The following is a 13294-nucleotide window of genomic DNA, read 5'->3' as shown; positions in this document are numbered from 1 at the left end:
GAAACGGATGAACAGGCTCGTTTCTCATGTGCGGCGCGTGACGGGCGCCTGAACCGGCATCCACTTCAGGCTGTCACGCGCCACGAGCCTGTCCGTTTCATTCGAAACGGATGAACAGGCTCGTTTCTCATGTGCGGCGCGTGACGGGCGCCTGAACCGGCATCCACTTCAGGCTGTCACGCGCCAAAGAGATCGGCGGGCCTTAAACCTCCGATTCAGCAGACTTGGCTATGCTCGCGGGGAACACCCCCTCGAGGACGTCATGAGCCGCCGCGCCCTTGCCTTCAAAGACCTGCTGATGCGGTTCGTCGCCGCCCGGCGCGGCGCGACGGCGATCGAGTTCGCCATCATCGCCCTGCCCTTCTGCGTCCTGCTGTTCGGCATCATCGAGCTCGGCCTGGTCTTCCTGGTCTCGGTGACCCTGCAGAACGCCACCGACAACGCCGCCCGCCAGATCCGCACCGGCCAGTTCCAGACCAGCGGGTCGAACGCCAAGGGGGACTTCAAGACCCAGGTCTGCAATCGCATGGCCTGGCTGGCCACGCCCTGCGCCGGCAAGCTGACCGTGGCGGTTCAGACCTTCGCCGACTTCGACACCGCCAGCAGCAACAGCGCGACGGCCGGCACGGCCTGGACCCCGGCGGCGGCGGCGGCCACCTGCTTCTCCACCGGCGCCCCCGGCGACATCGTCCTGGTGCGCACCTATTACGAGTGGGACGTCTTCACTCCGCTGCTCAACAAGTCGCTGGTGAACATGGGCAGCAGCTCCAACAAGCGGCTGATCTCCACGGTCGCCACCTTCCGCAACGAACCCTATTCCACAGCCACCCCGGTGGGCGCGAAATGCACCTGAAGAGCCTGATCAAGGACCGACGCGGCGCCGCGGCGGTGGAGTTCGCCTTCGTCGCCCCGGTGATGATCCTGATGTACTACGGCCTGGCCGAGCTGACCCAGGGCATGATGGCCGACCGCCGGGCCAGCCACGTGGCCTTCGCCATCGCTGACCTGGTGGCCCAGGACACCATGATCAACACCAGCGAGATGAACGACATCTTCAATGTGGGAAAGGCGATCATCGCCCCCTTCCCCACCACGGGCCTGTCCATGCGCGTGACGTCGATCCGCAAGGACTCCAACGGCGCCATCCAGGTGATGTGGTCCAAGGGCTATGGGTCCATGGGGGCGGTCACCACGGTGGCCAGCGTCCCCGCCAACCTGATCGCCAACAACGAGAGCGTGATCCTCGCAGAGTCGAGCTACGTCTACAATTCCGCCACCCAGCAAGCCCTGCCCAACGCCCTGACCTTTACTCAGAAATACTATCTCAAGCCCCGCAAGACCGCCCAGGTCACCTGGAGCACGACGTAAAACCCCCTTCCCCCATCGAGGGGGAAGGCTATTGGCCCACCAACCGCGCGATCTCCGCCACCCGCGCCGAGGGTTCGAACCTCCGCCCGTCCAGGCTTGCGACTTCCCGCACCCTGATCAGGCTGTTGGTGAGGAACACCGCCTCCGCCCCCGCCAGCGTCTCCACGCCCACCGCCACCTCGCGCACCGCTGTCGCCGCCATCACCCGGCGCCGCACGATGCCGTCCAGCACGCCACAGGCCAGGGCCGGCGTGAACATCGCCCCGCCCGTGATCCAGAACAGGTTGGCCGCCGCCGCGCAGGCGATCTCGCCCTGCCCGTTCAGCATCACCGCCTCATCGGCCCCGGCGGCGACCGCCTCCCGCCGGGCCAGCACATTGTCCAGATAGGACAGGGTCTTCAGCCGCGAGGCCGGGGAGCCCTCATTGCGGCGCACCGTGCTGATCCTCAGCCGCGCGAGCGCCGTTGGGGCCGGGGAGGCCGCCGCCGTGGCGAACAGGGCGGGCTTGGGCGTCTGCGGCCGGTCCAGCCCCCGCCCGCCGGGTCCCGCCGTTAGGGTAAGTCGCACCGCGGCCCGCGCGGTCGCGAGACCCGCCTCCGAAACCGCCCGCCGCATCAGAGCCTCGGCCTCGGCAGGATCGGGCGCCGGCAAGCCCAGCACCGCGCAGCCGTCCGCCATCCGCGCCAGATGCGCGTCGAGGTCGACCAGCTCTCCGGCCCGCGCCAGCACAGTCTCGAACAGGCCGTCCCCCAGCAGCAGGCCCCGGTCGTCGAACCCGATCACGCGCCCGCCTCCATCGCCCGCAGCAGCGCGGCGATCTTGTCCTGCGTCTCAACCCGCTCGGCGCGCGGTTCGCTGTCAGCGACGATGCCCGCACCCGCCCGGGCCTCGATCACCCACCCCTGTCCATCCTGCACGCAGGCGGCGGTGCGGATCAGCACGCTGGAATCGAAGGCCCCGTCAGCGCCCGCCCAGAACAGCGAACCGCAATAGGGCCCGCGCGGGCTCTCAAACTTAGAGATGAGTTTCATCGCCTGAACCTTGGGCGCCCCGGTGATCGAGCCCGGCGGGAAGGCGGCCTTCAGCAGGTCGATGGCGGTCCGCCCCGCCGCCAGCCGCCCGCTCACCGTGGAGACCAGGTGATGGACATTGACGAAGCTCTCCACGGCGAACAGCTCGGGAACCTTGACGCTGCCCGGCGTACAGACCCGGGCCAGATCGTTGCGCATCAGGTCGACGATCATCAGGTTCTCCGCCCGGTCCTTCAGGCTGGCCGCCAGCTCCGCCGACAGGCTGGCGTCATCGTGCGCCGTCGCGCCCCGGGGGCGGGTGCCCTTGATGGGCCGGGTCTCCGCCGCGCCCCCCGCCGCCACCTGCACGAAGCGCTCGGGCGAATTGGACACCACCGCCAGACCCGCCAGCCGCAGATAGGCCGCGAAGGGCGCCGCGCTCTGGCCCGCCAGCCGCGCCAGCAGGTCGAAGGGGGTCGCGCCCTCGCTCAGTCGCCCGGTCCAGGCCCGCGCGACATTGGCCTGGAAGATCTCGCCCGCGTGGATGCGCGCCACCACCTCGGCCACCGCGGCCTCATAGGCCCCTGCGTCCGATGCGGTCAGCCCGTCGGTCAGCGGCCCCCGGGTCGCGGGCTTGGGCAGGTCGTGCAGCCAGCTCATCGCCTCGAAGGCCGCCTGCTCGCTGTCGGCCTCGTCGAAGCCGCGCCCGATGGCGATCACCTGCCGCTCCTGGTGGTCGAAGGCCAGCACGCTGGAATAGAGGCCCACCGCCAGGTCGGGCCAGTCGGGGCTGCGGGCCAGGCCGAGCGCCTCCACCCGGTCCCCCAGCTCATAAGCCGCCAGGCCCGCCAGTCCACCCTGGAACGGCGGCCCGTCCCGGGCGGTCTCGCCGAGAGGACCCAGCAGCTCGGAAAGCGCCTGGAAGGGATCGCGCGGATCGTCGGCGTTCAGGGTCAGGACCGCGTCGGGCCGCCGGGCCACATAGGACCACCGCGCCCGAGCCCCCTGCCCCCCGGACAGGAAGGCGATGGCCCACGGCTCGCCGGCGAAGGCCGACAGGACCTGCAACGGCTCGCGCCAGGACGTCCGAAGCTGGGCGGCGACACGCATGGGGCGGGCCTTACCCGCGTGGAGGATCGAAGGGAAGGAGTCGGTGAAGTGCGTGCGCCTTGGCTGGAGGTGATTGGCCGTTCGTTGTCCAACCCAGCGCCAAAGTAAAGACCACCCCGCGACCGAGAAACCCCCTCACCCGACCCTCTCCCCCAAGGGTGAGATGAGAGATCAAGGGCAAGCCACACTCACTGGAACAAACCACGAACTTATGCGACTATCCCTCCTCTCCCCCTCTTGCGGGGGAGAGGGCAGGTTGAGGGGGCCGGCCAGCTTCTGAAACCTAACCCAGCTTCCCCTGCGCCGCGCTCACTGCCGCAGCCCCATCGGCCTTGAACCCCTGCGCATTGAGCGCCTCGCACAGCGCCGTCAGACAGATCCGCACGTGCCAGGCGGTCGCCGAGGCGCCCATCAGCCCGATCCGCCAGATCTTGCCCTTCAACGGCCCGAGGCCGGCCCCGATCTCCAGGTCCCACTTGGCCAGCACATGGGCGCGCACGGCCGCCTCATCCACGCCCTCGGGCACGATGACGGCGTTCAGCTGCGGCAGGCGATGGGCGGGATCCACCAGGAATGTCAGGCCCGCGGCCTCGATCCCGGCGGCCAGGGCCTCGTGGCTGCGCGCATGGCGCACCAGCACCGCCTGCTGGCCCTCCTCGAACAGGGCCACCAGGCTCTCATGGAGCCCATATAATGCGTTTATGGGAGCCGTGTGGTGATAGGTCCGGCCGCCCTCGCCGCCCCAGTAGGACATCAGCAGATTGAAATCGAGCAGCCAGTTGCGGACCTTGGTCTTGCGGCCCGAGATCGCCGCCTGGGCCCGGGGCGACAGGCAGATCGGCGACAGGCCAGGCGGCGCCGAGAGGCACTTCTGGGTGCCGGAATAGATGACGTCGGCGTCCCAGGCCGCCGCATCCACCGTGATGCCGCCCAGCGAGGTCACGCAGTCCACCACCGACAGGGCGCCATACTTGCGAGCGAGCGCGCAGAGCGCGGCGGCGTCGCTCTTGGCGCCGGTGGAGGTCTCGGCGTGGACGAAGGCCAGCACCTTCACGGGCGCCCCGGCCATCGCGGCCTCGATCCTTTCCGGGTCCACGGGCTGGCCCCATTCGAACTCGACCTTGATCACCTCGGCGCCGGCCCGGTCGGCCATGTCGGCCATGCGGCCGCCGAAGGCGCCGTTGATGGCCACCACCGCCCGGTCGCCCGGCTCCAGCAGGTTCATGATGGCGGCTTCCATCCCCGCCGTCCCCGGCGCCGGCAGCGGCACGCAGGCATAGCCCGGCGCGTTAAACAGCCGCGACAGGCCCGCCTTGATCTCCTCCATCAGGTTCTGGAACTCAGGGTCCAGGTGGCCGATGGTCGGCCGCGCCAGGGCCGCCAGCACGCGGGGGCTGACGTCGGAGGGGCCAGGCCCCATCAGGATGCGGCGCGGCGGCTGGAAGCTCTGCATGAGATGTCCCCGAACAAAATGGCCGGCGACGATTAGGCCGCGGGAGCCGGTTGCGCAATGCCACCCCACTCCGCTCATCCCGGCGAAGGCCGGGACCCAGATTCATCACGGCCTGCTGGGTCAGGATCCCTGTTCGTGTGGTTCGTGTGGTTCGTGGTTCAATTCTCAAAGCCCCGGCGCGTTGACGCCTATCAGGCGGTCCACGAACCACACGAACCACACGAACGGTGGATTGGCCCCCTAGCTCTTGAGATGAATCTGGGCCCCGGCCTTCGCCGGGGTTAGCGGGTTTGGATCACCGCAGAATCCGCGCCTCGATCTTGCCCCGCAGCGCGCTGTCCACCTCCAGCACCTCCTCCAGATACCGATCGATGCCGCCGTGGCTTTCGGAGATCACCGCCAGGCCGTGGTCGAGATAGTCGGGATGGACGCTGGCGGCCTGGCGCAGGGCCTCGTCGTCCAGGTGCTTGCCGGTGAGGTCGAGGATGAAGCTGCGCAGGAAGTCTGTGCGCGCCGCCATCCGCGCTTCGTTGTTGGTCATCAGGTAGTCGGTGAGCGTGTCGTCGCGGTGGACGCCGGCGATGTGGTGGGTGAGCGCGCAGATCAGGCCGGTGCGGTCCTTGCCCGCCGCGCAGTGCACCACCAGGGCGCCGTCGCGCTCGGCCAGCGCCCGGAAGTAGCGGCGGAACAGATCGACATGGCGCGGCTGGTGCGGCGCCTCGCGGTAGAAGCCCAGGCTGTCCTGGCGGAACCACTCGGCGTCCACCCGCTCGGCCGCGGCGATGGCCTCGGCCCAGTCGGCCTCCACGCCCTCGATGTCGTTCTCGATCACCAGGCCGTCGAAACCCGGCCAGCGCCGCGACGGCTCCCGGTCCCGCTCGCGGCGGCGGCGAAGATCCACGATGGTGGTGATCCCCAGCTCGGCCATCCGCGCCAGGTCGGCGTCGGTGGCCTGGCCGTGATTGGCCGAACGATAGACCACGCCGGCCTTCATGCCGCGCCCGCAGGCGGTGTCGTAGCCGCCCAGGTCGCGGAAATTCTCGATGCCTTCGAAGTCGATGTGCCGGGTCATGGAATTTGTCTAACGCTGCGACCCCGCGGAAGGCAATCTTGAGCGGCGCCGATCAGTCCTCGGCCGGGATCGCGTCCGGGTCCAGGCCCAGCGCCCGCACCCGGGCCTCCCAGCGCTCGGTCGCCGTGTCGTAGTAGTCGAAGATGCAGGGATAGCAGCCGCGCCGGCAGCACTCCATCGGATCAGGCTTGGTCGGGCGCTTGGGAACGTCGGTCATCGTCGGTCGGATGTTGGCACATGTTGGTCAGTTGGCAGGCCGGATTTTCCTTGCCGGGCAAGGCTTGGCGGTGACCCGCCGCCAAACCCGTTTTCTTCCATCCGCGGCGGCCGACATGTTCAGCGGAACGGCGGCTCGTCGAAGCTCCGCAGCTTGCGCGAATGTAGGCTGGCGCCCTCCTTGCGCAGCAGCGCCATGGTGGCGACCCCGATCTGCAGGTGCTGGCCGATCGCCCGCTCATAGAAGGCGTTGGCCTGGCCCGGCAGCTTGATCTCCCCGTGCAGGGGCTTGTCGGACACGCAGAGCAGGGTCCCGTAGGGCACCCGGAACCGGTAGCCCTGGGCGGCGATGGTGGCGCTCTCCATGTCGATGGCCACGGCGCGGGACTGGTTGAACCTCAGGGCGCTGACCGAGTAGCGGAGCTCCCAGTTGCGGTCGTCGGTGGTGACCACGGTGCCCGTACGCAGCCGCTTCTTCAGCACCTCCCCGGTCTCCCCGGTGACCAGCTCGGCGGCCTTGCCCAACGCCACCTGGACCTCGGCGATGGGCGGGATCGGGATGGCCGGCGGCAGGACGTCGTCCAGCACGTGGTCGTCACGCAGATAGGCGTGGGCCAGCACATAGTCGCCGATGGTCTGGCTGCCGCGCAGGCCCCCGCAGTGGCCGATCATCAGCCAGGCCTGGGGCCGCAGCACCGCCAGGTGGTCGGTGATGGTCTTGGCGTTGGACGGCCCGACCCCGATGTTCACCAGGGTGATCCCCGCCCGGCCCTCCGCCATCAGGTGGTAGGCCGGCATCTGGTGACGCCGCCAGGACCCGTCGGCGATCTGCTGCTCGGGGGCCTCGCTGTCGGCCGTCACCACCACCCGGCCCGAGGCCGAGAGCTGGGTGAAGGGGCTGCCCGGCGCCCGCAGCTGCTCGCAGCCCCAGCGGACGAACTCATCCACATAGCGGTGGTAGTTGGTGAACAGGATGTACTGCTGCACATGCTCGGCCGGCGCCCCGGTGTAGTGGGTCAGGCGCGCCAGGGAGAAGTCGGTCCGCAGCCCGTCGAACAGGGCCAGGGGCCGGGCCTCCTCCAGCGCCGGGCTCCAGAAGCCGTCGGCGATCTCGTCCCCGATGGCCGACAGCTCAGTGGTCGGAAAATGCCGGGCGATGTCGGCCGATCCGATGTCGGCCATGGCGATGTCCACGGCCCCGTCCAGAACATAGGGAAACGGCATCTCCTGGCTCGAGCGGCCGACGCTGATCTCGACCTTGAAGTCGGTCAGCAGCAGGGTGATCTGCTCCAGCAGGTAGTCGCCAAACAGGTCCGGACGGGTCACGGTCACCGCATACTTGCCGGGCGCCGACAGCCGGGCATAGGCGCGGCTGAGCCTGGGATAGGTCTGGCCGTGGGGCCAGGTCAGGCGCAGCTCCGGATAGACGAAGGCGCCGGCCGCCCGGACCGCCGGGTCGGGGGGCGGGCCCCCGGCCAGGAAGGTTTTCAACGCGTCTCGCAGCGCGGTGACGGTCTGCTGGTACTCGGCGCTCAGCTTGGCGACGATCTCCGCCGCCTGGGTCTCTGGGTTCATGGCGCACTTTAGCGCAAGAAGGCCAAGGTTTCGAGACAGGGTGCGCGCCGGGATGGACGTAGGCGCGCATCCCGGCGACAAAGGTGCGACAGGTTCGCTGCTAAGGGTTTGCCATGAATCGCTTGTTCACCGCCTTCATCGTCGGCGCCATGATCCTGGGCGTCGCCGTCGGCTGGGGCGTGAACCAGTACGCGACCCCCGAGCAGGCCAAGGAGGTCGCCTCCAACCTCTCCATCATCACCGACGTCTTCCTGCGGCTGATCAAGATGATCATCGCCCCCCTGGTGTTCGCCACCCTGGTGGCCGGCATCGCGCACATGGAGGACGCCGCCACCGTCGGCCGAGTCGGCGCTAAGGCGATGGGCTGGTTCATCACCGCCTCAATCGTCTCGCTGACCATCGGTCTGGTCATGTCCCACCTGCTGCACCCGGGCGCCGGGCTCTCCCTGCCCAACCCGGACGCCGTGGCCGGCGCGACCGTGGACGTCTCGAAGTTCACTCTGCGCGAGTTCATCACCCACCTGGTGCCCAAGTCGATCGTTGAGGCCATGGCCAACAACGAGATCCTGCAGATCGTCATCTTCTCGGTCTTCGTCGGCACCGCCGTGGCCGCCATCGACGACAAGGCACCGGCGGTCCTGGCCCTGGTGGAACAGATCGCCACCATCATGCTGAAGGTCACCGGCTATGTGATGAAGACCGCGCCGCTGGCCATCTTCGCCGCGTTGGCCTCCACCATCGCCGTCCAGGGCCTGGAGATTCTCGGCACCTATGCGGCCTTCGTCGGCGGCTTCTACCTGTCCCTGGGCATCCTCTGGGCTCTGCTGGTGGGAGTGCTGATCCTGATCGTCGGCCCGCGCGGCATGAAGCTGGTGGCCGCGATCCGCCAGCCGGCCCTGCTGGCCTTCTCCACCGCCTCCTCGGAAGCCGCCTATCCGCGCACCCTGGAGGAGCTGCAGAAGTGGGGCGTGTCACGAAAGGTGGCGAGCTTCGTCCTGCCCCTGGGCTACTCCTTCAATCTCGACGGCTCGATGATGTACTGCACCTTCGCGGTGCTGTTCATCGCCCAGGCCTATGGCATCGACCTGTCGGTCGGCCAGCAGCTCACCATGCTGGCCCTGCTGATGGTGACCTCCAAGGGCATGGCCGGCGTGCCACGCGCCTCCCTGGTGGTGATCGCCGCGACACTCTCCTACTTCAACCTGCCCGAGGCCGGCCTGATCCTCATACTGGCGGTCGACCACCTGCTGGACATGGGCCGCTCGGCCACCAACGTGGTGGGTAACTCCGTCGCCGCCGCCGTGGTCGCCAAGTGGGAAAACCAGGTCGAGCTCCCCGAACCCGAGCCGGAGCCCAAAGTCGCCTAGTCGACTCTCGTTAACGGTCGATTCCGGCCTTCTGGGTCAGAACTAGCCCTGGGAGAGACCTCCTGGGGGCGGACCATGGCGAGCGAAAGCTCGACGCACGAGATCGAGCAGGAACGCCACGCACGCCGCGAGGCTGAGACCCTGCTCGAGATTCGCACGGCGGAACTGCGCCAGGCCGGCGACGCCTTTCAGCAGATGAGCTCGGCTCTCGGCGTGCGGGTCGCCGAGCTCGAGGCCGAGCGCTCCCTGACCCTGCACCTGGCGCGAACCGACGCCCTGACCGGCCTGCTCAACCGAGGCGCCTTCACCTCGGCCCTGATCGAGAGGCTGGAGGACGCCCATGAGACTACGACCCGCGTCGCCCTCTTCGTGCTGGATCTGGACCGCTTCAAGCATCTGAACGACACCCTGGGCCATCACGCCGGCGACCTGTTGCTGAACGAGATCGGCATGAGACTTCGGGCCCAGGCCCAGCCCGGAGACCTCGTGGCGCGCCTTGGCGGCGATGAGTTCGCCCTGATCAGCGCCACGACCGACGTGGCCGCCCGAGCCGAGCAGATCACCGCCGCCCTGGCCCAGCCCTTTTGGATCTACGGCCGCACGGTGGGCCCCAGCGCCTCGGTGGGCGTAGCGGTGTTCCCCGACGACGCCGTCGACGCCACCGACCTGCAACGCTTCGCCGACATGGCCCTCTACCGCGCCAAGGCCGGTGGCGGCCGCCGCGCCTCGGTCTTCGACACCGAACTGCGCGACGCCAGCAGCCGGCGCAACAGCCTGGAGACCGACCTTCGCCGCGCCATCCCGGAGGGGGAGATCGTCCCCTGGTATCAGCCGGTGGTGAACGCCCAGGACAGCCGAATTGTCGGGGTCGAGGTGCTGTCGCGCTGGAACCACCCCCGGCAGGGCCTGCTGCTGCCGGGAGCCTTCGTGCCGCTGGCCGAGGAGTTGGGCCTGATCGGCCAGATGGACGCCGCGGTGTTCGCCGCCGCCTGCCAGCGCGCCGCCCCCTGGGTGGCGCAGGGCCTGATCGACACCATCTCCTGCAACGTGTCGCCCCGAGAGTTGCTCGACCCCGCCTTCTCCCGCAACCTGATCCGCCGCCTGCGCGCCACCGACCTGCCGGCCACGGCGTTGACGGTCGAGATCACAGAGACCTTCCTGGTGGACGACCTGGATCTGGCGCGGCGCCATATCGAGCGGCTAGCGGCCTGCGGCATCCGTGTCGCCCTGGACGACTTCGGCACCGGCTATTCCAACCTGCGCGCTCTGATGCAGCTGCCGATCCACACCGTGAAGCTGGATCAGTCCCTGATCGGCGATGTGGGCCGCGAGCCGCGCGTGTCCAAGCTGGTGCGCTCCATGTTGCAGGCCGCCAATTCCCTGGACATCCGCATCGTCGCCGAGGGCGTCGAGGACGAGGCCCAGGCCCTGTTCCTGCGCGCCGCCGGCTGCGACCGTTTGCAGGGCTTCCTGTTCGCCCGCCCCATGCCGGCCGAGGCGGTGGAGGCGCGTCTCTACGAGAGCGCGGCGATGTCGGGGCCGCTCCCCGCTGTCGCGCCGGCTCGGTTGCGCCGGGCGGTCTAGCCTCCCGGCTGACGCCACCCCATATCCTCTTGGACCACAACGGCCCCAAGGGACCCATGCACAACCATCTTCGAACCTTCATGCTGCTGGCGGCGATGACCGCCCTCTTCGTCGGCGCCGGCTATCTCATCGGCGGCGCCGGCGGCATGGCCATCGCCCTGGCCTTCGCCGTGGCGATGAACGCCGTCAGCTACTGGAACGCCGACAAGATCGTGCTGCGGATGTACGGCGCCAAGGAGGTCGATGAGAGCCATCCCGACCGGCTGATCGCCAACTTTGCCGCCGACGTCCACGCCCTGGCCGACGGCGCGGGAATGCCGCGGCCGAAGGTCTATCTGATCGATTCCGACCAGCCCAACGCCTTCGCCACCGGACGGGACCCGGAACACGCCGCCGTAGCCGCCAACCTTGGCCTGCTGCGCATGCTGGACCGCCGGGAAATCCGCGGCGTGATGGCCCACGAACTGGCCCACGTGAAGAACCGCGACACCCTGACCATGACCGTCACGGCCACCATCGCCGGAGCCATTGCGGCGCTCGCGAATTTCGCCTTCTTTTTCCAGGGCAATGACCGCGACCGGCCAGGCGGCGTCCTGGGGGTTATCGCCATCGCCATCCTGGCGCCCATCGCCGCGGCCCTGGTGCAGATGGCCATCAGCCGGCATCGGGAATACAGCGCCGACGCCGACGGGGCGGAGATCAGCGGCGATCCTGAGGCGCTGGCCTCGGCCCTGCAGAAGATCGACGCCTACGCCCGCGGCGGCATGGTCAACCATCACGCCGAGCGCAATCCCGCCACCAGCCACATGTTCATCATCAACCCACTGTCGGGCCAAGGCGCGGACAATCTGTTCTCTACCCACCCGGCGACGCAGAACCGGGTGGCCGAACTCATGAAACTGGCCGGCCGGGCGCCGACGATCAGCGGCCGCCCAAGTCGCTCGGGCACGGCGGTGCCGGTGACCCGCGCCGAACGGGGCCCCTGGAGCTAGCCCTTGACCTCGGTGGTCGGCCGATCATGGCCGTCCACCTGTTCTTCGTGCCACTTGCCGTCGGCGGTCTCAAAGGAGATGGCCGCATCGGCCCCGGGAACCAGTTGCTCGCGGGCCACGCGCACCGCCATGGCGCGGGCGGCGTTATGGGTCGCGAAGGTCTCGGAATAGACGCCATCGGACCGATAGGCCCAGCCGCCGTCATGCTCGACGATCTCGTAGACAACCTTGCTCATGATCCGCTCCGCTTGCTTGATGTCACGGCCTGAACGGTCGAGGCGCCAAGGTCGATCCACGGGAGGGGCGCGCAGGCGATGGCGGATGAAACCCACGACCCGGAGACCCTGGTCTTCTATGATCGGAACGCCGTGGCCTATGCGGGACGCCGCCTACCCGGGGTCTCCCAGCGCCTCACCGACTTCCTGGCGGCCTTGCCGGCCGGCGCCCATGTTCTCGATCTCGGCTGCGGTGGCGGTCAGGACAGTGAGGTGATGCTGGCGAGGGGTTCGAGGTGACGCCTCTCGACGGGTCGAAGGGCCTGGCGGAGATCGCCAGCGCCAGGCTGGGGCGGCCCGTGCGGGTCCAGCTCTTCGAGGACATCGAGGACGAGGCGGCCTTCGAGGGAATCTGGGCCAACGCCTCCCTGCTCCACGTCCCGACGGCGGGCCTTGTCGCGGTGCTCGCCCGCGTCCGCCGCGCCCTCAAACCCGGCGGGATCTTCCTTGCCACCTACAAGGCCGGCGAGGGGGGAGGACGAGATAGCCTGGGCCGCTATTTCAATTTTCCATCGGAAGCCGCGTTGCGGGTCGCCTACGACCAGGCAGGCCCCTGGGCGGCCCTGGAGATTCACCAGGGCCTCGGCCACAGCTATGAGCAGGAGGCGCGGACCTGGCTGCAGGTCACCGTGGTCAGGCCGGCCTGAACCCTATTCCGCCGGAATGTTTTCCGAGCGCCGCGACAGGCTGCGGTCGAACTCGGCCCAGACGCCGGCTTCCCCGTGCCATTGGCCCTTGGTGGCGGCCTTGGAATATTCCGTCGAGCGGGCCTCGAAGAAGTTGGCGTGCTCCACCCCCGACAGCATGGACTGCAGCCAGGGGAGCGGGTTTTCCTTCACCCCGCCGAACACTTCGGGCAGGTGCAGCTGGCGCAGGCGCCAGTCGGCGATGAAGCGGATATAGGCCTTGATGTCCTCGGGCGTCATGCCCTGGACCTCGCCCGCGCTGAAGGCCAGGTCGATGAACTTGTCCTCCAGGCCCACCACCGTCTTGCAGCAGTCGATGATGTCGTCGGCCACGCTCTTGGTGACCACGCCGGTCTCGGCGTTGAAGGCGTGGTAGAGCTTGATGATGCCCTCGCAATGCAGGCTTTCGTCGCGCACCGACCAGGAGACGATCTGGCCCATGCCCTTCATCTTGTTGTGGCGCGGGAAGTTCATCAGCATGGCGAAGCTGGCGAACAGCTGCAGGCCCTCGGTGAAGCCGCCGAACATGGCCAGCGTCCGGGCGATGTCAGCGTTGGTCTCGACGCCGAACTTCTGCATGTAGTC

At 68.6% G+C, this 13294-nt stretch carries 15 protein-coding genes; 7 read left to right on the top strand and 8 right to left on the bottom strand.

Annotated features, from left to right (window positions below; all coding sequences use genetic code 11):
- Positions 1-262: 262 nt before the first annotated feature.
- Both RMO97_RS18310 and RMO97_RS18305 read left to right on the top strand, forming a co-directional pair.
- On the top strand, positions 263-853 hold the full coding sequence (locus RMO97_RS18310; protein WP_310542447.1) for a pilus assembly protein: 591 nt from the start codon (positions 263-265) through the stop codon (positions 851-853).
- On the top strand, positions 844-1368 hold the full coding sequence (locus RMO97_RS18305) for a pilus assembly protein (RefSeq protein ID WP_310542446.1): 525 nt from the start codon (positions 844-846) through the stop codon (positions 1366-1368). Before RMO97_RS18310 ends, RMO97_RS18305 begins: the two co-directional genes overlap by 10 nt.
- Before the next feature lie 28 nt (positions 1369-1396).
- On the opposite strand, the gene RMO97_RS18300 is transcribed toward RMO97_RS18305, so the two are convergent.
- The 6 genes from RMO97_RS18300 to RMO97_RS18275 form a co-directional block, all read right to left on the bottom strand.
- Entirely contained in the window at positions 1397-2152 is a 756-nt protein-coding gene (locus RMO97_RS18300) for an aminotransferase class IV (protein ID WP_310542445.1), read from the bottom strand.
- Positions 2149-3489 carry an anthranilate synthase component I family protein gene (locus RMO97_RS18295; protein ID WP_310542444.1) on the bottom strand — a complete coding sequence of 447 codons (1341 nt, stop codon included), beginning with the start codon at positions 3487-3489 and terminating at the stop codon, positions 2149-2151. The genes RMO97_RS18300 and RMO97_RS18295 overlap by 4 nt, the downstream gene beginning before the upstream one ends.
- Positions 3490-3772: 283 nt before the next feature.
- On the bottom strand, positions 3773-4942 hold the full coding sequence (locus RMO97_RS18290) for an alanine--glyoxylate aminotransferase family protein (protein ID WP_310542443.1): 1170 nt from the start codon (positions 4940-4942) through the stop codon (positions 3773-3775).
- Positions 4943-5237: 295 nt separating this feature from the next.
- A complete protein-coding gene (locus RMO97_RS18285) occupies positions 5238-6014 on the bottom strand; it encodes a tyrosine-protein phosphatase (protein WP_310542442.1) in 777 nt (258 codons plus the stop codon).
- A gap of 52 nt (positions 6015-6066) precedes the next feature.
- Positions 6067-6231 carry an oxidoreductase-like domain-containing protein gene (locus tag RMO97_RS18280; protein WP_310542441.1) on the bottom strand — a complete coding sequence of 55 codons (165 nt, stop codon included), beginning with the start codon at positions 6229-6231 and terminating at the stop codon, positions 6067-6069.
- A gap of 119 nt (positions 6232-6350) precedes the next feature.
- Complete coding sequence (locus tag RMO97_RS18275) at positions 6351-7805, bottom strand: AMP nucleosidase (RefSeq protein WP_310542440.1); 1455 nt, start codon at positions 7803-7805, stop codon at positions 6351-6353.
- Between the two features lie 113 nt (positions 7806-7918).
- Between RMO97_RS18275 and RMO97_RS18270 the strand changes: the two genes are divergently transcribed.
- The 3 genes from RMO97_RS18270 to htpX all read left to right on the top strand — a co-directional run bounded on the left by RMO97_RS18270 (position 7919) and on the right by htpX (position 11748).
- A complete protein-coding gene (locus RMO97_RS18270) occupies positions 7919-9172 on the top strand; it encodes a dicarboxylate/amino acid:cation symporter (protein WP_310542439.1) in 1254 nt (417 codons plus the stop codon).
- A gap of 75 nt (positions 9173-9247) precedes the next feature.
- A complete protein-coding gene (locus RMO97_RS18265; protein ID WP_310542438.1) occupies positions 9248-10756 on the top strand; it encodes an EAL domain-containing protein in 1509 nt (502 codons plus the stop codon).
- Positions 10757-10812: 56 nt separating this feature from the next.
- On the top strand, positions 10813-11748 hold the full coding sequence (gene htpX, locus RMO97_RS18260; protein WP_310542437.1) for a zinc metalloprotease HtpX: 936 nt from the start codon (positions 10813-10815) through the stop codon (positions 11746-11748).
- On the opposite strand, the gene RMO97_RS18255 is transcribed toward htpX, so the two are convergent.
- Positions 11745-11984 (bottom strand): DUF2188 domain-containing protein, encoded by a 240-nt coding sequence (locus RMO97_RS18255; protein WP_310542436.1) that lies wholly within the window; start codon positions 11982-11984, stop codon positions 11745-11747. The two genes, htpX and RMO97_RS18255, sit on opposite strands and share 4 nt — an antisense overlap.
- A 78-nt stretch (positions 11985-12062) precedes the next feature.
- Here RMO97_RS18255 and RMO97_RS18250 point away from each other — a divergent pair, with 78 nt between their 5' ends.
- Positions 12063-12263: a hypothetical protein gene (locus tag RMO97_RS18250; protein ID WP_310542435.1), complete on the top strand. Its 201-nt coding sequence runs from the start codon at positions 12063-12065 to the stop codon at positions 12261-12263.
- A complete protein-coding gene (locus tag RMO97_RS18245) occupies positions 12260-12670 on the top strand; it encodes a class I SAM-dependent methyltransferase (protein WP_310542434.1) in 411 nt (136 codons plus the stop codon). The genes RMO97_RS18250 and RMO97_RS18245 overlap by 4 nt, the downstream gene beginning before the upstream one ends.
- Before the next feature lie 3 nt (positions 12671-12673).
- Here the strand turns inward: RMO97_RS18245 and RMO97_RS18240 are convergent.
- On the bottom strand, positions 12674-13294 hold a 621-nt coding region (locus RMO97_RS18240), incomplete at its 5' end, for a ribonucleotide-diphosphate reductase subunit beta (RefSeq protein WP_310542433.1).

This window comes from Phenylobacterium sp., assembly GCF_031425575.1.
In the GTDB taxonomy this organism is placed as follows: domain Bacteria; phylum Pseudomonadota; class Alphaproteobacteria; order Caulobacterales; family Caulobacteraceae; genus Phenylobacterium.
Note: the sequence above shows the minus strand (reverse complement) of the source record. Positions and strands in the feature narration are given on the sequence as shown.

What these genes read in the sequence shown, in the direction of transcription:
- RMO97_RS18310 (WP_310542447.1), top strand. Translation starts at nt 263, where the DNA reads ATGAGCCGCCGCGCCCTTGCCTTCAAAGACCTGCTGATGCGGTTCGTC.
- RMO97_RS18305 (WP_310542446.1), top strand. Translation starts at nt 844, where the DNA reads ATGCACCTGAAGAGCCTGATCAAGGACCGACGCGGCGCCGCGGCGGTG.
- RMO97_RS18295 (WP_310542444.1), bottom strand. Translation starts at nt 3,489, where the DNA reads ATGCGTGTCGCCGCCCAGCTTCGGACGTCCTGGCGCGAGCCGTTGCAG.
- RMO97_RS18290 (WP_310542443.1), bottom strand. Translation starts at nt 4,942, where the DNA reads ATGCAGAGCTTCCAGCCGCCGCGCCGCATCCTGATGGGGCCTGGCCCC.
- RMO97_RS18285 (WP_310542442.1), bottom strand. Translation starts at nt 6,014, where the DNA reads ATGACCCGGCACATCGACTTCGAAGGCATCGAGAATTTCCGCGACCTG.
- RMO97_RS18280 (WP_310542441.1), bottom strand. Translation starts at nt 6,231, where the DNA reads ATGACCGACGTTCCCAAGCGCCCGACCAAGCCTGATCCGATGGAGTGC.
- RMO97_RS18275 (WP_310542440.1), bottom strand. Translation starts at nt 7,805, where the DNA reads ATGAACCCAGAGACCCAGGCGGCGGAGATCGTCGCCAAGCTGAGCGCC.
- RMO97_RS18270 (WP_310542439.1), top strand. Translation starts at nt 7,919, where the DNA reads ATGAATCGCTTGTTCACCGCCTTCATCGTCGGCGCCATGATCCTGGGC.
- RMO97_RS18265 (WP_310542438.1), top strand. Translation starts at nt 9,248, where the DNA reads ATGGCGAGCGAAAGCTCGACGCACGAGATCGAGCAGGAACGCCACGCA.
- htpX (WP_310542437.1), top strand. Translation starts at nt 10,813, where the DNA reads ATGCACAACCATCTTCGAACCTTCATGCTGCTGGCGGCGATGACCGCC.
- RMO97_RS18255 (WP_310542436.1), bottom strand. Translation starts at nt 11,984, where the DNA reads ATGAGCAAGGTTGTCTACGAGATCGTCGAGCATGACGGCGGCTGGGCC.
- RMO97_RS18250 (WP_310542435.1), top strand. Translation starts at nt 12,063, where the DNA reads ATGGCGGATGAAACCCACGACCCGGAGACCCTGGTCTTCTATGATCGG.